This window comes from Chitinophaga qingshengii (assembly GCF_014529935.1).
GTDB lineage: Bacteria > Bacteroidota > Bacteroidia > Chitinophagales > Chitinophagaceae > Chitinophaga > Chitinophaga qingshengii.
Genome location: NZ_JACVFC010000001.1, coordinates 2,935,832 through 2,953,512 on the forward strand (window position 1 = coordinate 2,935,832; position 17,681 = coordinate 2,953,512).

Below are 17,681 nucleotides of genomic sequence, written 5' to 3' on the forward strand. Positions count from 1 at the left end.
TTTACTTCGCGCCTTTTACAATCGGGAAACTGATCACAAACTCCGTCCCTTCACCGGGACGGCTGTTTACCTGTATCTGGCCTTTATGATTGAGGATGATATTCTGTGTAGCCGTGAGCCCCAGACCAGTGCCCTTGGTTTTACTGGTGAAAAATGGCTCAAATAGTTTGGCCAGGTTTTCCGGCGGAATGCCACTACCGGTATCGCGTATACGAACAAATACCCGTTCGGTATCATGCCAGGTTTCCAGCTCCAGCGTACCGTCACCTGCTTTCATCGCTTCAATGCCGTTGATAACAATATTCAGCAGCGCGATGATCATCTTATCCTCATCGGCCATAATCTGCATATCGGGTTCCCGCAATTTTTTGACTACCCGGATATCGTTCAGCTGCAACCGGTCCGCCGCCAGCTGAAGGGTTTTCTCTATCAGCACATTCAGGCCCTGCGCCAGCATATTCAGTTCAGACATGCGGGTAGACTCCAGCAACTCTGTCACCAGCTGATTAATACGATGACAGTTACGCTCCATAATATCGAGGTACAGCTGGGAATCGGCCGTTTCCGGCATATCGGAGGTTTTTAATTCAGAAACAGCCAGCAAAATATTCGTCAGCGGATTACGCACCTCATGGGCAATTACACGGGCTATCCTGCCGGTAATGGCGAATTTCTCCTGCTGTTGTTTTTCCTGTTCCTTTCTTTTACGTTCTGTGATATCCTGGATAATACAGAGATACAATTGTTTTTTTTCATCCAGCAACGAGGCATTCACCACCACATCGATCTGTTGTCCCTCAAACGTACGGAACACAAATTCCTGGTGTACCACGCCATCTTCCGCACATAACTGGTCAATAAACGTTTTGATTTGCTCGTTGTTGGCAAAAAGATTACCCAGATAACTGTTGTACAGTGAAGCCTCTTCATAACGCAACAGCCGGATGGCAGCGGGGTTGGCGGCTACAATACGATGCTCACAGTCAGCCAGCAGAATGGCATCATTGGATTTCTCAAAAATGCTGAAATATCTTTTTTCACTTTTCTCAATGGCATGCAGATGCGTGAATTTATCCAGGGTATAACGGATAGCACGTTCCAGTCCCACCGCATTGATCTCACTTTTCACCAGGTAATCCGCTGCGCCGGCCTGCATGGCTTCTTTATCTATATGATAATCACCTTTACCGGTAAACAAAATAACCGGGGCTTTATAACCCAGGTTGCGGAAATGATGCAACACATCAATACCGGTATGAGCCCCCAGCCGATAGTCTACCAGGTACAAATCATGCGCCCTGGCTTCGATAATAGCCAGCGCTTCACTATAGGAAGATACCCACTGCAAAACGTACTCATCGGGGGAAATATCCTGTAGCAGTGCATTTACCAGGAAAAAATCATCCTCATCATCGTCAATCATTAATATATGCCGCTTACTGTTTATAGCCATAGGTGATGGTGTGGTTCCGCTGTATTCGTTAAAAAATATGTGCCAAGATACATCAGGTATCGATATGTGCATCCACATCTTTCAGCACTACATTCCTGCGGGGCAGGAACCAGGCAGGCACCAGTGTAACCAGGAGGATGATCAGGGAAATATGAAATCCTTCCCGCAACGCCAGGTGATGCGCCCGCATGGAAGCTGCGCCGGCAAGCACATGATTGTTGTAGGCGTTTTGGGTAATAATAGCCAGTACGGCGATGCCAATAGCGCCACCCACCTGTTGCATCAGGGTGCTGAGAGAGGAGGCCATCGTTACCTCCGACGGCCGCACCGCACTCAGCGTAGCGGCATTCAACGGCGCCAGCAGCAGCCCCATTCCCAGCCCCCGCACGGTCATCGCGGTAATCACCTCCAGGAGATTGCTGCCCCGGTCCAATATGGAAAACAGGTACATGGATACGGCCAGTAATACTATCCCCAGCATAGAGATTTCACGGGAACCATGTTTATCAGACCACTTACCGGCAAACGGCATCAATGCGGCCATAAACACGGAGTTAGGTAATATCAGCAAGCCCGAAGCGCCTTCCGAATAACCCATTTGCTCCTGCAACAGGAAAGGCATCAGAAACAAGCCGCCATACAGGGCGGCCGCGCGGGAAATAGTAACCAGTATACAACTGACAAAAGAATAGTTGGTAAACAACTCCAGGTCAATAATAGGCGCCTTACGTTTACGGTCCAGCAGGATAAAAGCGATCAGCGACACCACCGCTACCCCCAGCGTGGTTAATATTTCGGGAGATGATATACCCAACACTTCTGCACGTGCCACGCCGTATTGCAGGCACACCAGGAAGATGGTCAGCGTGGTGAAGCCCATCAGATCAAAGGGGAGCTTTAGCTTCGCCTGGCTGCGCAATACGTTCAGGTACTTGAACGACAGGATGACGGTGATAATTCCTATCGGTAAATTGATATAAAAGATAGAAGGCCATCCGAACTGTTGGGTCAGGATACCGCCCAAAGTAGGACCGATGGCCGGTCCTGCCAGGTTACCCAATCCCCACCAGCCCAATACAGCGCCCCGCACCCGCGCAGGGAACACATAGGAGATGATGGCCATGGAAGTAGGCGCCATGGCGCCGCCGCCCAGTGCCTGTACTATCCGGCCCACCAGCAGGGAAGGCAGGGTGGTAGATAATGCGCACAACAGCGATCCGAAAGTAAACAGGGAAATAGCGCCGATATAGAGGTTAAAAAAGCCGATGCGGTTCTTCAGCCAGTTGGTAAGCGGCATAAGTACAGAGAAGCTGAGCATGTACACGGTGATCACCCATTCAATTTCACTGAGCGTACAATTAAATTGTTTACTCATAACGGGCAGGGATATATTGACAATGCTAGAATCAATCCCTGCCATGGTGGTACCCATGATGATCACAATCAGAATACCGGTCCGGTTGACATCTCTCATACGCGGTCTTTCATCATAAAGATCAGCTGTGCTTTGGCGACCAGCGGATTGAGCGGGTTGCAGTTGATCATCAGCAAATAGGTGGCGAGTTCAGACAGCTGCCAGTCTGTTTCCATTTCTCCACCGTCTTTAAAACAAAAAATTTTATGAAAGTTATAGTTGACGGGTATCTGCAGGGAGGCACAGGCGTGCATGGCCCTGTCCAGCGGTTCCTGCAGCATATGAGGGTCCTGATAACCCAGCTCCTGCATGATTTCGCTGGCAGTATACAGCAGGGGCGGATTTTTCAACTGTGAAATCCTCTCGGTGGCAATCACTTCTTCCAGGTAATCAAAAAGTTTAAGCATGACCATTCTCATTTAGTTGTGAAAGTTGCTGAAACAATTCTTTTTCCTTGTCGGAAAGGTTTTTGGGTATATGTACGACTGTTTTGATGTACAGATCGCCGGCAGTGCCTTTATGGTCATATGCCGGCATGCCTTTGCCTTTTAGCCGGAAAACCTTGCCACTGTCGGTCCCTGCGGGGATATTCATGCTCAGTGAGGCGGCAGGGGTGGGTACGGTGAGTTTACCGCCCAGGATAGCCGTATATAAGGGTAATGGCACTTCCGTATGAATATCTTGTCCTTTTAGTTCGTATTGCGGATGGGCTCCCAGCTGGATGGTGATGAGCAGGTCTCCTGCCGGCCCTCCCTGGCGCCCGGGTGAGCCCTTTCCCTTGAGGCGGATCACCTGGCCTTCGTGCAATCCGGGCTTCATTTTGATATTCAACCGGCTGCCGTTAACCTCCACCTGTTTGGTGGCGCCGGTGTAGGCATCTTCCAGCGATACTTCCATGGTAGCCTGTACATCGCGGCCACGGCCCGGCCCCTGTTGCTGCCGCCGGCCACCGCCGGTAAAACGGCTGCCAAACAGCTGCTCGAAGAAATCAGAAAAACCACCTTCCCCGCCAAACATGTCCTCCATATTGCCGGAATAGGTGTAGCCGCCTTGCCGGCCACCACCGCCATACTGCGACCAGTCAAAATCTTCCGGCCGGCCACCGTGCTGCTCGTAATACTTGTAGTTTTCCCCGAACTGATCGTATTTTTTGCGTTTTTCTTCGTCGCTTAATACTTCGTAGGCTTCGTTGATTTCCTTGAATTTGTCTTCAGCGGCCTTATCCCCCTGGTTTTTATCGGGATGGTATTTCACCGCCAGTTTCCGGTACGCTTTTTTGATCTGTTCCGCTGTTGCTGTTTTTTCTACGCCAAGTATCTTGTAGTAATCTTTTACGTCCATAAGTATACAACATGTGATGATTGAAACTTGTTCAGGAGCTGAAAGGGCCACAAGAAATATACCGAATTATACCGGTATTTTACAGGGGAGATCCCGCCTTTTTGTTGACAATAACCGGCATCGTTACTCACCTGCCGGACAGACACGGTAACGGTAATACGCACTGCGCCTATCCATGGGGAAGCAGCAGATTCAGCTTCAGTTCATCGATAATATACTGCAGCGTTTTCTGCGCTTTTATGCTGTTACCGGATTTATCCAGCGGCGGGGCAAATACCGCAATGGCCATTTTACCAGGCACCACTGCGATTATACCGCCGCCAACACCGCTTTTGGCAGGCACGCCGGTATGATATACCCAGGCGCCAGTATCATCATACAATCCTTCGGTAATCATAGTAGCCAGTATACGCGGGCATAAAACGGCATCTATCACCTTCTCCTTCGTTACCGGGTTCACACCGCTGTTGGCAAGGGTACCGGCCATAATAGCCAGGTCGCGCGTACTGGAACCGTAAGAGCAGGCACGGGTATACAGGTCCACCGATTCACTGATATCATCATAAAAACGGCCATAGGAGTACAATAACCAGGCAATAGCCCTGTTATGCAGATTAGTAGCGGTTTCGGAGGCGTATAACTGCTGGATGACCGACAAACGCCGGGAGGCAAACTTCGCCATCATATCATCGATCAGCGCCCATTTGGCGGCACTGCCAGGCGCCCTGATGAAACTGTTGGTCGCCATGGCCCCGGCATTGACCAGCGGATTAACGGCCCGCTGCGGGTTCAGCTCAACGGCCATGACTGAATTAAACGGCATCCCCGTAGCATTCACACCAATACTGTCCTCCACCGCTTTGGCGCCCCGCTGCTGCATCGCCAATGCCAGTACAAAAACTTTGGAAATAGACTCTATCCCGAACTCATATTTGGTATCACCCAGCTCCAGTACTTTCCCATCAGACGTACAGATGGCAATTCCATACAACTCAGGATCTATATTGGCCAGATAAGGAATGTAACTCGCATTAGCGCCACCACTACTGTTTTTGAACTGGTTATAGGCCTGCTGCATCACTTCGCGGATATGCTTCTCCGTGAGTTTCTGTCCATATCCCAATCCCCGGCAGAGTAACATGGCCGCCAGCAAAAAAAGTAGTCTTTTTTTCATGTGAAATATTTAGGTGATCCGCGTAACCACTAGAACACGCCCGAAGCGAATAAGGTTCAAACACGGCCCTTTATTTTGGAGCAGGAAATAGGGGATAACACTCCGGAGGGGTTAACAAAAAACAAGCGGGCATCAGTCTTCCGAAGAACAAGGGGAAGCGGCGTCCAGTATGGCGTAAGCCTCCAGCAAGGCTTGTACTTCCATTACCATTCTGGCAAGGGTACGCACTTCTGCGGGTGTTAGCAGCATCATTACATGATCTGCCGGCAAGGGCAAACAAATACTTTTCTCGTTTTCCCCGTACATCGGGTCCGGGTTGTCTGACAAGCGTACTACCATATCAGCAAAACAGAAAAATTCTTCCGGCGCGAGATTCACCACACTGGTACCAAAGGCCATCTGAATACCCTTACAATGGGCGCAACGGATCACATATCCATGGCTGTTATGATATAAAGTCTGATAGTTACACATAAGCTTTTGCGGTTAGTGCCTCCAGCGGCCGGAGGATCGGCCGCTGTCAGGACTTTTGTTTCATCACTCTTTACTAAAATGAGGTTACAAACAACAGATACTTTCTCTTCTCTATTATGTATAGCAAAATACACCTTAGCATCTTGTCATATCAAAAGTACAGCGGAGTAAACAATTGCTATGGACGGATCAGGAAAACGATTTACGCAAAAAGGAAAGTTTCGTTAACATTTCTTTAGCATCCCTATAAAGAAGCGCCCGCTGTAAATACAGCAGGCGCCGGGTTTCACACTATTTATATATCTTTTGATTTATTTATCTTTCGGAAGAAGGGAATTGTCTGGTAAGGACTCCCAATTCCCGGATCACGCAAATTTCTGTGATATGACGTTTGTGCATTACTGTTATTAACAAACGGAACAGGTTACTCTGTGTCAAACACCAATCGTCTTGAATTGATACCAGCTACGATACCATAACCGTTATGCACATTAGTATACACAGGCGCCGGTTCGGCCAGTAGTCCGCCCGCTCCCAGGTATTGCATTCCGAGCGTGCGGAAATATTTGAATCCGCCATCGGTCATGGTGCTGACTTCCAGCATCATGCGGGAGCTATTGATGAGGGCTTGTGTTTCCAATACAAAATTGACAGTTTTCCCGTCGAAACGGGTATCATCCATAATCAGTGCGTCATTGTGGGTATTGGCGATAACATCAATCAGGTTATTATTAAAAGCGGGGTCCAGACGGAAGCCGCGCGCCGTGTCCGGTTGATTATCCGGGCCATATGCAAACAGTCGTATCCGGTAGTAATCCGCCGCGCCCGGACGGTCTTTCAGGGTAAACACCACCCTCGTGCTGCCCTTCTGTCCTGCTGCGTCAGCAATGATAGGCGCCACCGGCAAGGTATCCTGTGCGCTGACGGGCGTAAGACCGGCCGCACTCACATTTATCGTATATGTGTTGCCGTTAGTTACCTTCTCCCGGGACACAAAATAGGTACGGCCCTTTATTTGCTGTTGCTGCAACGGGCTCATGGCCACACCATTCTGCAACAGGGTAACCGCTGCATTCCCGATTTCTGTAAATCCGCCTTCATCATATACATTAGCCGGTACACTGCGGGTAATACGCACATACGCCACGCTGTCCGGTTGCAGCAAACTGTTTATCACAATCTTATCTCCTTCATACCGCAGCTGTATATTCACCCGTTCTTCACAGGCCGTCAGCAAAGTCGTCAACAGTATACCATATACGAAAAAAGATCTCATGAATGTTGTTTTAAAATTTGATCGAATAGGTAATGCTGGGGAGTATAGGCATCACCGTTACCTTCGACAGGTAACGCTGCTTTTCCTCTTCATCCCGCTTCATATAGTAGATAAAAGGATTCTTTTGATTGTAAACGTTAAACACGCTCAGGTTCCAGGTCCTGCTCCAGTGTTTTTTCTGTTTGGTATGGCTGATGCCCACATCCAGCCGGTGTACATTTTCAGCACGGTAATTATAACGTCCCCCGTAGCGGTCAACCGATACATCAACACCGCTGCCCGGGTCCCAGGGCGAGGCGGTACCTGCACCATGATAACTGGATACCGGCAACGTCAGCGGCGAACCGGTGGTAAAGTGCCAGGAAGCGGAAGCCTCCCAGTGTTTGCCGATCTGCTGCGTCAGCACAATTTCCACATCGTGACGGTGATCGTATTTATAAGGGAAGATACGCCCCTGGTTGATATCGGGAAACTGCCGGGTACTCCAGGCCAGTGTATAACCAATCCAACCGGTAGTGGAACCTTTTTGTTTTCTGATCATGGCTTCTCCGCCGTAACTCCAGCCTTTGCCAAGCGCTACATTTTCATCCCAGCGTTCCAGGTTGGAGGTCAGTATGGAGTTATTATTCACATATTCGATCATGTTATACATGGCCTTGTAATAACCTTCCAGAGAGAACTCAAAAACGCCGTTGGTACTGGTTTTTGCGATACCCGCCGCTACCTGCCGGGAAAGCATGGGCGCCACCCGCTGTGTGGAAGGTACCCAGATATCGGTAGGCAGGGAAGTACCATTGTTGGACAACAGGTGGATATACTGGTTCATATGCGTATACGACGCTTTCACCGCCCAGTTATGCGGCAACATGTATCGCAGTCCCAGCCTGGGTTGCAGGGAATGATAAAAACGTCCTTCTACCAGGAACCCGGATAGATGCACACCGATGTTGGCATAGAGGTTTTCTGTCAACCGCCAGTCATCTTCCCCGTATAACAACATTTCTGTACCCCGTATATCCAGCCCTTTTTTCATGGTATCCAGCGGTATCACCGGGTTAGGCCCTTTATCGGCAAGATCCATCAGGCCGGGTTTGAAATAGTGGGCAATACCTGCTGCGCCAAAACGGATGGCATGGTTAGGTGTGGGGCGATAATCAAAATCAATTTTGACACCCACATTTTTCATCCGGGAGAAGTATTTCCCATACAGGTCTGAAGCCTGTCCCGTTGAAGGCATGTTATACTGAAATCCGTATTCCGTTTTAAAGGCATACTGGGAATAGTTGGCACTCACATTAGAGAACAACCGGGTATTGTAAATATGGTTCCAGCGTATCGCACCGATGGTATTGCCCCATCCCAGCTGAAAGCGGCTATTTTCCGTAATACGGCCGGCCTGGTCTGCGGTGCTATCCACCATTCCTTTGATAGACAAATTATCTTCTCCCTTATATAAACTCAGGAAGATTCTGTCTTTGGGCGAAAAAATATGATTGACTTTAACGTTTACATCATAGAAATAAGCATATACAGTGCCTTTGTTTCCGGCATCATCTTCCATGTTGGCTGCAGCATTGTACAACAAATCAGGATAGGAACGACGGGCAGAAACGATGAAAGAAGTCTTATCCTTTACGATGGGACCTTCCACGTTGATCTTCGCGGAGATCATACCCACCGCTACATCGCCGTGATAGTTCCGCATATCGCCATCTTTGAGGGAGATATCCACCACCGACGATAATCGTCCGCCGAAACGGGCCGGGAAAGCCCCTTTATAGAGATCGGCAGACTTCACCATTTCCGCATTCAGCAGGGAATACACGCCGAAAAAATGAGAGAAATTAAACACCGGTGTGCCATCCATGAGGATCAGGTTTTGGTCCGGGCTACCACCTCTTACATGCAGTCCGCCTACGCCATCCATACCACCGCCTACGCCCGGCATGGATTGCAGGGTACGCATCACATCGGCTTCACCGAGTAACCGGGGCATGGATTTCACCGCTGCCAATGGCAAATGCACCTTACTCATCTGGGTCTGGTCCTGTAATCTGGTTTTATCGGTACCGCTTACCACCACCTCCTGGAGGCTGGCCAGGGGGCGCAGGGGCACCAGCAATATCCGGTTAGTCTGCCCATCCAATGGCAGCAAGGCCGGTTCATATCCTACATAGGAAATAATCAGGCTATTGGAGTCTTTGACGGTAGTGAGACTAAAAAAACCGTACTGATTGGTAGTAGTACCCTGTTTGAGGGTGGGGGCATAGATCGTAGCGCCGGGGAGCTTCTCCCCACTGACGGCATCCTGTACATAACCGCTGATGGTATGGGTACTGCGCTTAATTTGTTGGAGTACGAGCTGGTCCCCAACACGGGTAAAGCGGATATCTTCAGGCGCAAACAGCTGCTCCAGCAGGCTTCTGAGCCGCTGTTGATATGCTGTGACCGTAACTTTACGGGACAAGTCTACAAGTTCCCTGCTATATGAAAAATGGATGCCGTATTCTTTCTCCAGTATTTCACACACCGCCTTTAGGGGCTGGTCCTTTACTACCACTGTGACTCTTGTCTGCCAATCCCACCCTGAAACTTTTAACGGGAAACACAGTAAAAAACATATGATTCCCGTCAGCAGTTTGCCGGCTAACGACATAATTTAATGAATGACTTTGTTATCGGGATATAGATAGATCTCCTCTTCTTCTAAAACGATGAATAGCGAACCTACAGGGAGATTTGCTACAGTAAATCTCCCGGCAAGTTCGCCAAATATCATAAGAAAAAACCTACTTTAATTTATATTGTCTGTCGCCTGTTTTCTCCCACTGTGCGTTGAGCAGCATCCCCAGCGCAGTCATCACTTCTTCAATACTTTGATTATTAAAGTTGGCGTTGACGGTTAGTTTCAGCAGCGCAGTATTTTCCAGCTCCACTTTTACGTCATACACCTCTGTGATGGTGTGCAGCACTTCCTCCAAAGGAGTATCATGAAAAGCAAGTGACTTTTTCTCCATATCCGCTACATGCGAGGCGATGCGGAAAACAGGGCGGAGATTATCATGTTGCAGCAGCATGCCTTGTGTCAGCACAACGCTGTCTGCCTTATCATGATCGATCACCATTACCTTACCACTGGCCACATGTACGGATATTGCCTGTTGACCGGGTACATAATGTACCGTAAAACGGGTACCGAGTACTTTTACCTCTGTGCGTCCCAGCATCACCACAAACGGGTTGCCTGCATTACCGGCAACATCGAAGGTAGCAACACCGTTCAGGCTCACGGTCCGGTTCCTGTTATTATAGCCTTTTGCCAGCTCCAGTTTGGAATCGGCCATCAGCGTTACGCTGCTGCCGTCCGGCAATTGGGTGGTAGCGGGTCCTGCATAAACGGCTGCCGGCTTTTTGCCGGTCATAAACCACCATCCGGCGCCCAGCGCTATCAGCAATACCGCGGCTACTTTCAATAAGGTATAAATATAGCCGGATTTACGGGCAGGTTCCGGTATCACCGGCGCCTGTGCCTGTACCGGCGTAACATTCATTTTGGCATACAACTGTTCCCAGGAGCGGTCTGTTTCCACCGGTACTGTCACCGCCTGATCGGCAGCTGTTTGCAGTACCTTACCCAACGACGCCAGTAATGTGGCGTTGCCGGTATCGTCCTGCAACCAGGCGTCTACCCAGGCACGCTCCGCTGCATCCGCTTCATTCAGCAGATACTTGCAAAGCAAGGTATACAGTGCCTCATCAGAAAAGGTTGATGTCATGCCAGTTGTACGTTTTTATCAAGGTCCCGCTCAAGCGGGTCTCTATTTAAGTAGACGCACGCAAAAATGGGTTTCCCCTATGCGTCCCTTTATATTTTTTAAAATAAAAATCCTGTTAACAAAGGCAGGTATTCCTTCAGTTCCTGGTGCAGGATACGAAGGGCCTTGCCCATATGGTTCTCTACTGTCTTTACCGAAATATCGAGGGTAGCCGCAATTTCAGCGTATTTCATCTGTTGCTGGCGACTCAGCACAAACACTTCCCGGCACCGCTCCGGTAGCCGGTCCAACGCCTGCTGGTACAACTTTTCCAGCTCGCGGGCCTGGTCGGTAGCTTCTGTGGCAATATCCCTGATTGTGCTGTAGTGGGTTTCCCGGTCCATCCGGACCGTCTCCTTACGCCACTGGCTGATAGCCGTGTTCCGGATAGCCGAAAACAGGTACGCTTTTACCGGCCCGGTAATAGTGATACTATCCCGCTTTTCCCAGAGCCTTAAAAATACCTGCTGTACGACTTCCTCCGCCGCATGGGAATCCCCCATGTAGTGTGTGGCAAAGGCAACGCATTGCGCATGATTTTCCCGGAACAATGATTCGAATGACTGGAGTTCCAACATGATGAGGCACAAATATAATTAGGATTTAGATGATTTTTGCTGATTTCACGGATGAGCACAGGTGAATTATGCCAATTTTTTGTTATATTTTTTTTAACAAAGATTTTTTGGAAGATAGGGGATGTATACCCCGGATGAATCCATAAAATCAGGTAAATCATAGTTATCTTTGACCCCGCAATGTACGAGCTAATCAAAAAACTGTTATTCCGCGTTCAGCCGGAAAAGATCCACCACACTGTGATGCGTGGAATGAAAACGATTTATGCCCTCCCTTTTGGCAAAAATGTATTGCGGGCCTTTTGTGATGTCAAAACCAAAGGACTGGAAAAAGAGCTGTTTGGCCTCCGCTTTTCCAACCCGGTAGGATTGGCAGCCGGATTTGATAAAGACGCCAAATATATTGATGAACTGGCCTGCCTCGGATTCGGCTTTGTGGAAATCGGCACCGTCACGCCATTGCCTCAACCGGGCAACGATCAACCCCGCCTTTTCCGCCTGCCGGCAGACCAGGCCCTGATCAACCGTATGGGCTTTAATAATGAAGGCGCCCCCGCCGCAGCGAAAAGATTACGTCTCAGAAAATCGAATATCATTGTCGGTGGTAACATCGGTAAAAATAAAAATACCCCTAACGAAGAAGCGGTAAGCGACTACGAAAAATGTTTCCACGCCCTTTATGACGTGGCCGACTATTTCGTGGTGAATGTCAGCTCCCCCAATACCCCCAACCTGAGAGCTTTACAGGAGAAAGAGCCGCTGAAACAGCTGCTGCATCACCTGCAACTGCTCAACGCACAAAAGCTGAAACCCAAACCGATCCTGTTGAAGATAGCGCCGGACCTCACCCATGAGCAGCTGGATGATATCATCGAAATAGTACAGGAAACCAAACTGGCTGGTATCGTGGCCACCAATACCACCATCAGCCGGGAAGGGCTGGCCACTCCGGCGGCTACCATAACGGAAATCGGAGCGGGCGGCCTCAGTGGGTTGCCGGTAAAGGAGAAGGCTACGGCTGTAATTAAATATATTCACGAACGTAGCCAGGGCAGTATTCCCATCATCGCCGCCGGTGGTATTTTCACCGCCGCCGATGCACAGGAAAAACTGGATGCCGGCGCGTCATTGGTACAGGTATATACCGGCTTCATCTACGAAGGCCCGACCATTGTGAAGAAGATATGTGCCGGCCTCCGACACTAAGGCAGCATCTCAACTACAACCTATATGGAACAATTTCTGACGGCTGAATCACTGATCAGCCTTTTCACGCTGGTACTCATGGAAGTGGTACTGGGCATCGACAATGTGATCTTCGTTTCCATTGTCATGAACCGCCTCCCGGCTGAAAAACGTCCTGCGGCCCGCCGCATCTGGATGCTTACCGGCATCGCTGTACGCATTATCCTCCTGCTCTGCATCGGCTACATTGTAAGGGCCGTAAACCCGCTGTTTCACATCGGCAGCCACGGTTTCAGCCTGCGCGACCTCATCATGCTCGGCGGAGGCCTCTTCCTCCTCATCAAAACCACCCTCGAAATCCACCACAAACTGGAAGGAGAAGAAACCACCACCGAAGGAAAAAACGGAAACAAGCCCATTACCTCCATGCTTAATGTAGTTGGACAAATCATCGTCATCGACACGGTCTTCTCCTTCGACAGTATCATCACCGCGGTAGGTCTCGCCAAACAAGTACCTGTCATGATCATCGCCGTTGTTATCGCCATGATCGTCATGTTCCTGTTCGCACCCCGTATCAGTGACTTTATCCATAAACACCCTACCCTTAAAATGCTGGCCCTTTCCTTCCTCGTGATGGTAGGCGCTATTCTCATCGTAGAAGGCTGGGACGCCGAAAAAGCCCACGACCTGCACCTGAAAAACTACGTTTACTTCGCCATGGCGTTCTCCTTCGGCGTGGAAATGCTGAATATGCGGGTAAGAAAAGGACAAGGGAAACCGGTGGAGCTAAAGGAACCCAAACTGTGATGAACATAATTAATGCTGATTTCGCTGATTAGCGGAGATTGCGTTTTGTTATATTTATTATATAAAAAGAGAACGCCCGGAAGATGTCTTCCGGGCGTTCTCTTTTTATAATAGATTAAATCACAATTCTTCCACAAAACATGGTCTTCGCTAATCAGCGAAATAAGCATTAATCATGTCCATCACAGCTTCATGTTCATCAGCGTTACCGCTACCAACCCTGCCGTCTCGGTCCTCAGCCTGTTCTTCCCCAGTGATACCGGCTCAAACCCTTTATCCAGCGCCAGTTGTATCTCCTCCGGTGTAAAGTCTCCTTCCGGACCAATGAGGATAATGGTATCCTTTCCTGGTTGCAGGTGATCGATCAGTTCCCGTTTTTGTCCGGGTAAACAGTGGGCTATCAGCTTTTGCGGATCGGTATTGCTGTGAACGACTTTCTCAAACGGCTGCGGTTCCTGTAATTCCGGCAGGTAAAACTGCTGGGATTGCAACATCGCCGATACCAGTATGTTCTGTAATCGCTCTGCTTTGATTTTTTCCTTTTCGGTACGGTGACTCACCAACGGGATGATGGTCCGGATACCTATTTCGGTGGCTTTCTCCAGGAACCATTCGATCCGGGAGGCGTTTTTGGTAAATGAAATGGCTATACGAAGTGCAGGCGAAGGCGCCGGCAGCGTATCACAGCTGGTGATCCGGACACCGCAGCGCTTGCGGTTATCGTCCGTGATCACGGCATGAAAACAGTGGCCTCGGCCATCGGCCAGCAGCACTTCATCACCGTTTTCATGCCGGAGTACCTGGATACAATACTTGGACGTATCCTCGTTCATCGTATAGGCAGCGGCGCCTTCTGCAATATCCGGCGCGTAAAAGATAGGCTTGTCCATGGGCGCAAATTATTTGATTATTTTGTTATTTGGTTATTTGCTTATTGAAGGAGACCATGCATCCTTTCAATAATCAAATAACCAAATAATCAAATACCTGAATGAATCAGCTTGCGGCTTTTGATATGAAAACGAAAAAACAGCAGCACAGAAGCGGTCAGCAGCCCCAGTAACAACGCCCACCATACGCCTTCCACACCGTAACCCATTTTGATACCCAGCACATAACCCAATGGAATACCGATACCCCAATAAGCCACCAATGTAATCAGTGTTGGCATTCTAACGTCGCCGAGACCACGGAGAATTCCCAGTCCTACTACCTGTGTGCCATCAAACAGCTGGAAAAACGCCGCGATAATCAACAAACCGGCAGCGATGTGTATCACCTGCGGATCGTTGATGTACATAGCTGGCAGCAGATTTTTAGCCAGCATGAATATCAGCGCGGTGATACCCATCAGTACCAGCACCATATGATAACTGGCGATAGCGGAATGACGCAGGGAGAGGTAGTCCTTTTTACCGAAGTTATTACCGCTCTTGATACCCGCTGCTGCGGAGATACCGCTCGCCATCATGTAGGTCATGGCAGCGAGACTGAGCGCTATCTGATGGGCCGCCAGCTCGGCAGCGCCCATCCAGCCTACGATAACTGCCGCGCCGCTGAAGGCGCTGATCTCAAAAATATATTGCAGTGCTACCGGCGTACCGATGCCCATGATTTTTTTGATAGATGCCCATTGCAGATGACGAAAACCGAAAGCCTGCAGGTATGGTTTAAATCGGGGTGACTTCAGCACATAAAAGCTCATGGTAATACCCATAATCAACCGGTCTGTGAAAGTGGCAATACCAACGCCCACCACACCCAGGCGGGGCATCCCGAAAAGACCATACACCAGGGTAATACCGATGATGATGTTGATCACGTTACCGATAATGCTGATGTTCATCGCCTGCCGGGTGAAACCCAGTCCTTCGGCGAACTGTTTAAACGACAGGAACAACATCAGCGGAATAAAGGAAAAGCCGAGATAACGGAGGAAAGGACGGGCCTGTTCCGCTACATCTGCTTCCTGGCGGAGCAATACCAGGTGACTGCTACCGAAGTAAATAACGGCAGATAACAGGATACCCACCACCATATTGATGATCAGGCTATGGCTCAGCAGGTGGCCGATGGCGCTTTTGTTGCCTCGTCCGTTCTCCTGTGCAATGAGCGGGGTGAGGCCATAGGACATACCGATGCCCGTCACCATAAAAATGTTGAACAGGCTGTTGCCCAGTGACACCGCCGCCAGCGGCACTTTGCCGGTATGACCGATGATAATGCTATCAGACAGGGCTACCAGGGTATGGCCAAGCTGGGAAATAACGACAGGATAGGCTAAATGGAAATTATCCTTGTAATAATGCTGGTATTTTAAATAAAGCTGTTTCATTGACTCATCTGATTAATGATAGTATAACAGGGTAATTTTTTGATAGTGATAAATTTATCCGGTACCAACAAAAAGGCCGGCGATCAGGTGATGCCGGCCTTTAAGCAAATATCTTTACAGGTGCTAAAACGGTGCATCTTCAAAACCTTCATCAAAGTTCATGTCATTCATTTTGGAGCCCTTCTGTATGTACAGCTTCGCCTCATCATTACCGCCACCTTGTTGTGGACGGGAAATGCCGGCGAAGGGACTTCCGCCGCCTCCGGGATTTTCCAGGCTGCCATCATCTTCAAAGCGCTGGAATTCCAGTACGGCTCTTAATTTGATGGTATCCAGCTGACCATTACGGTGTTTGGCTATCCGGACGTGGGTTTCACCCTTGTTGGATTCACCCATTTCGTTGGCGTTGATCTCATAGTATTCGGGGCGGTACAGGAACATTACCATGTCGGCATCCTGTTCAATCGCTCCGGATTCACGGAGGTCACTCAACTGCGGCATTTTATTACCGTCTTTACGTTTTTCCACATCACGGCTCAACTGGGAGAGGGCAATCACTGGTACCTGCAACTCTTTCGCGAGGCCTTTGAGATCACGGGAGATTTTACTGATCTCCTGTTCACGGTTGGTCCCTCTGCCATCACCGCTGCCGCTCATCAGCTGCAGGTAGTCGATGATGATAACGCCTACGCCGTGGTTATGTACCAATCGCCGGCATTTGGCTCTCAGCTCAAAGATGTTGAGTGCCGGGGTATCATCGATGAAGATGGGGGCTTTGGCCAGCCGTTCGATACCGTGCGTCATCAGCTTCTTCATCTCATATTCTTCCAGTTTACCACGGGAAATTTTTTCCAGTTTGATTTCCGATTCTGCGGAGAGAATACGTTGTACAATCTGGCCCGAGGACATCTCCAATGAGAATACCGCTGCCCCTTTCGGGAAGCGGGGATGCAAGGCCGCATTACGGGCCAGGTTGAGGGCAAAAGCGGTTTTACCCACAGACGGACGGGCAGCGATGATGATTAAGTCAGTGGACTGCCAGCCGTAGGTCACTTTGTCGAGTGACGGGAAGCCGGAAGGTACCCCGGTGATATCGTCGCCTTTATTACGCAGGTCCTCGATGCGTTTCATGGTATTTACCAGTACGCGGTCGATGGAGTCGTAGTTTTTACGAAGGTGGTTGTTGGTGATCTCAAAGAGTTTGGATTCCGCGCTGTCCAGCAGGTCAAACACGTCCGCCGTATCTTCGTAGGATTCTGTCAGGATCTCCCCGGAAATACGGATCAGTTCCCGCTGAATGAATTTCTGCAGGATAATACGGGCGTGCGCTTCGATGTTGGCAGAAGACACTACCGCATTGGTGAGTTTCATCACCGTAAAAGGTCCGCCTACCGCTTCCAGTGAACCCATGGATTTGAGTTCTTCCGTAACGGTGAGAATGTCTACCGGCATTGATTTTGATGCCAGGCGGGTCATGGCAGAAAAAATCATCTGGTGTGCTTCCACATAAAAGCATTCTCCTTTCAATATCTCTACAACAATATCAAAAGCACCCTTCTCCAGCATGATGGCTCCCAAAACAGCTTCTTCCAATTCTTTAGCCTGTGGTGGTATCTTGCCATACACCAAGGACGACACTTCAATGGCCGGCTTTCTGCGAACATTGCGGTCTTTCTTAAGATTGAGATCCATTTATGGTCAGAGTATTAAAAAAAGTTAATAAAAGGTTACAGTCAATGGGCCTTTCCGGTATCTATTTGCATCATTCCTGTATCCGGCAGCAATTGCCGCTTTAAGAAATTGTAAATTTTCTCGAGCCGTACAAA

The 17,681-nt window shown here is 49.3% G+C and carries 15 protein-coding genes; 2 read left to right on the plus strand and 13 right to left on the minus strand.

What is annotated here, in order from left to right:
- Window position 1: 1 nt before the first annotated feature.
- The 10 genes from ICL07_RS11235 to ICL07_RS11280 form a co-directional block, all read right to left on the minus strand.
- Window positions 2-1,453 (minus strand): hybrid sensor histidine kinase/response regulator, encoded by a 1,452-nt coding sequence (locus tag ICL07_RS11235; protein ID WP_188087993.1) that lies wholly within the window; start codon window positions 1,451-1,453, stop codon window positions 2-4.
- A gap of 52 nt (window positions 1,454-1,505) precedes the next feature.
- Window positions 1,506-2,927, minus strand: coding sequence for a DHA2 family efflux MFS transporter permease subunit (locus ICL07_RS11240; protein WP_188087994.1), 1,422 nt, complete (start codon window positions 2,925-2,927; stop codon window positions 1,506-1,508).
- Entirely contained in the window at window positions 2,924-3,274 is a 351-nt protein-coding gene (locus ICL07_RS11245; protein WP_188087995.1) for a damage-inducible protein D, read from the minus strand. Before ICL07_RS11245 ends, ICL07_RS11240 begins: the two co-directional genes overlap by 4 nt.
- On the minus strand, window positions 3,267-4,208 hold the full coding sequence (locus ICL07_RS11250; RefSeq protein WP_188087996.1) for a DnaJ C-terminal domain-containing protein: 942 nt from the start codon (window positions 4,206-4,208) through the stop codon (window positions 3,267-3,269). The genes ICL07_RS11245 and ICL07_RS11250 overlap by 8 nt, the downstream gene beginning before the upstream one ends.
- A 169-nt stretch (window positions 4,209-4,377) precedes the next feature.
- Entirely contained in the window at window positions 4,378-5,382 is a 1,005-nt protein-coding gene (gene glsA, locus ICL07_RS11255; RefSeq protein ID WP_223151805.1) for a glutaminase A, read from the minus strand.
- A 132-nt stretch (window positions 5,383-5,514) separates the two neighbouring features.
- Window positions 5,515-5,856, minus strand: a complete 342-nt coding sequence (locus ICL07_RS11260; protein WP_188087997.1) for a DUF6686 family protein — start codon at window positions 5,854-5,856, stop codon at window positions 5,515-5,517.
- 424 nt (window positions 5,857-6,280) lie between these two features.
- Entirely contained in the window at window positions 6,281-7,132 is an 852-nt protein-coding gene (locus tag ICL07_RS11265; RefSeq protein WP_188087998.1) for a DUF4249 domain-containing protein, read from the minus strand.
- 10 nt (window positions 7,133-7,142) lie between these two features.
- The gene (locus ICL07_RS11270) at window positions 7,143-9,692 is read right to left on the minus strand and encodes a carboxypeptidase-like regulatory domain-containing protein (protein ID WP_188087999.1); all 2,550 of its coding nucleotides are present in this window, start codon (window positions 9,690-9,692) and stop codon (window positions 7,143-7,145) included.
- A gap of 229 nt (window positions 9,693-9,921) precedes the next feature.
- Window positions 9,922-10,908 carry a FecR domain-containing protein gene (locus ICL07_RS11275; RefSeq protein WP_188088000.1) on the minus strand — a complete coding sequence of 329 codons (987 nt, stop codon included), beginning with the start codon at window positions 10,906-10,908 and terminating at the stop codon, window positions 9,922-9,924.
- 98 nt (window positions 10,909-11,006) lie between these two features.
- Window positions 11,007-11,525, minus strand: coding sequence for an RNA polymerase sigma-70 factor (locus tag ICL07_RS11280; RefSeq protein ID WP_188088001.1), 519 nt, complete (start codon window positions 11,523-11,525; stop codon window positions 11,007-11,009).
- A 180-nt stretch (window positions 11,526-11,705) separates the two neighbouring features.
- Here ICL07_RS11280 and ICL07_RS11285 point away from each other — a divergent pair, with 180 nt between their 5' ends.
- Both ICL07_RS11285 and ICL07_RS11290 read left to right on the plus strand, forming a co-directional pair.
- A complete protein-coding gene (locus ICL07_RS11285; RefSeq protein WP_188088002.1) occupies window positions 11,706-12,731 on the plus strand; it encodes a quinone-dependent dihydroorotate dehydrogenase in 1,026 nt (341 codons plus the stop codon).
- A gap of 24 nt (window positions 12,732-12,755) precedes the next feature.
- Window positions 12,756-13,520 (plus strand): TerC family protein, encoded by a 765-nt coding sequence (locus tag ICL07_RS11290; RefSeq protein WP_188088003.1) that lies wholly within the window; start codon window positions 12,756-12,758, stop codon window positions 13,518-13,520.
- A gap of 182 nt (window positions 13,521-13,702) precedes the next feature.
- Here the strand turns inward: ICL07_RS11290 and ICL07_RS11295 are convergent, their stop codons facing one another.
- The 3 genes from ICL07_RS11295 to dnaB all read right to left on the minus strand — a co-directional run bounded on the left by ICL07_RS11295 (window position 13,703) and on the right by dnaB (window position 17,547).
- Window positions 13,703-14,410, minus strand: a complete 708-nt coding sequence (locus ICL07_RS11295; RefSeq protein WP_188088004.1) for a 16S rRNA (uracil(1498)-N(3))-methyltransferase — start codon at window positions 14,408-14,410, stop codon at window positions 13,703-13,705.
- An 89-nt stretch (window positions 14,411-14,499) separates the two neighbouring features.
- Complete coding sequence (locus ICL07_RS11300; RefSeq protein WP_188088005.1) at window positions 14,500-15,855, minus strand: MATE family efflux transporter; 1,356 nt, start codon at window positions 15,853-15,855, stop codon at window positions 14,500-14,502.
- Window positions 15,856-15,978: 123 nt separating this feature from the next.
- Window positions 15,979-17,547, minus strand: a complete 1,569-nt coding sequence (gene dnaB, locus ICL07_RS11305) for a replicative DNA helicase (protein ID WP_188088006.1) — start codon at window positions 17,545-17,547, stop codon at window positions 15,979-15,981.
- Between the last annotated feature and the right edge of the window lie 134 nt (window positions 17,548-17,681).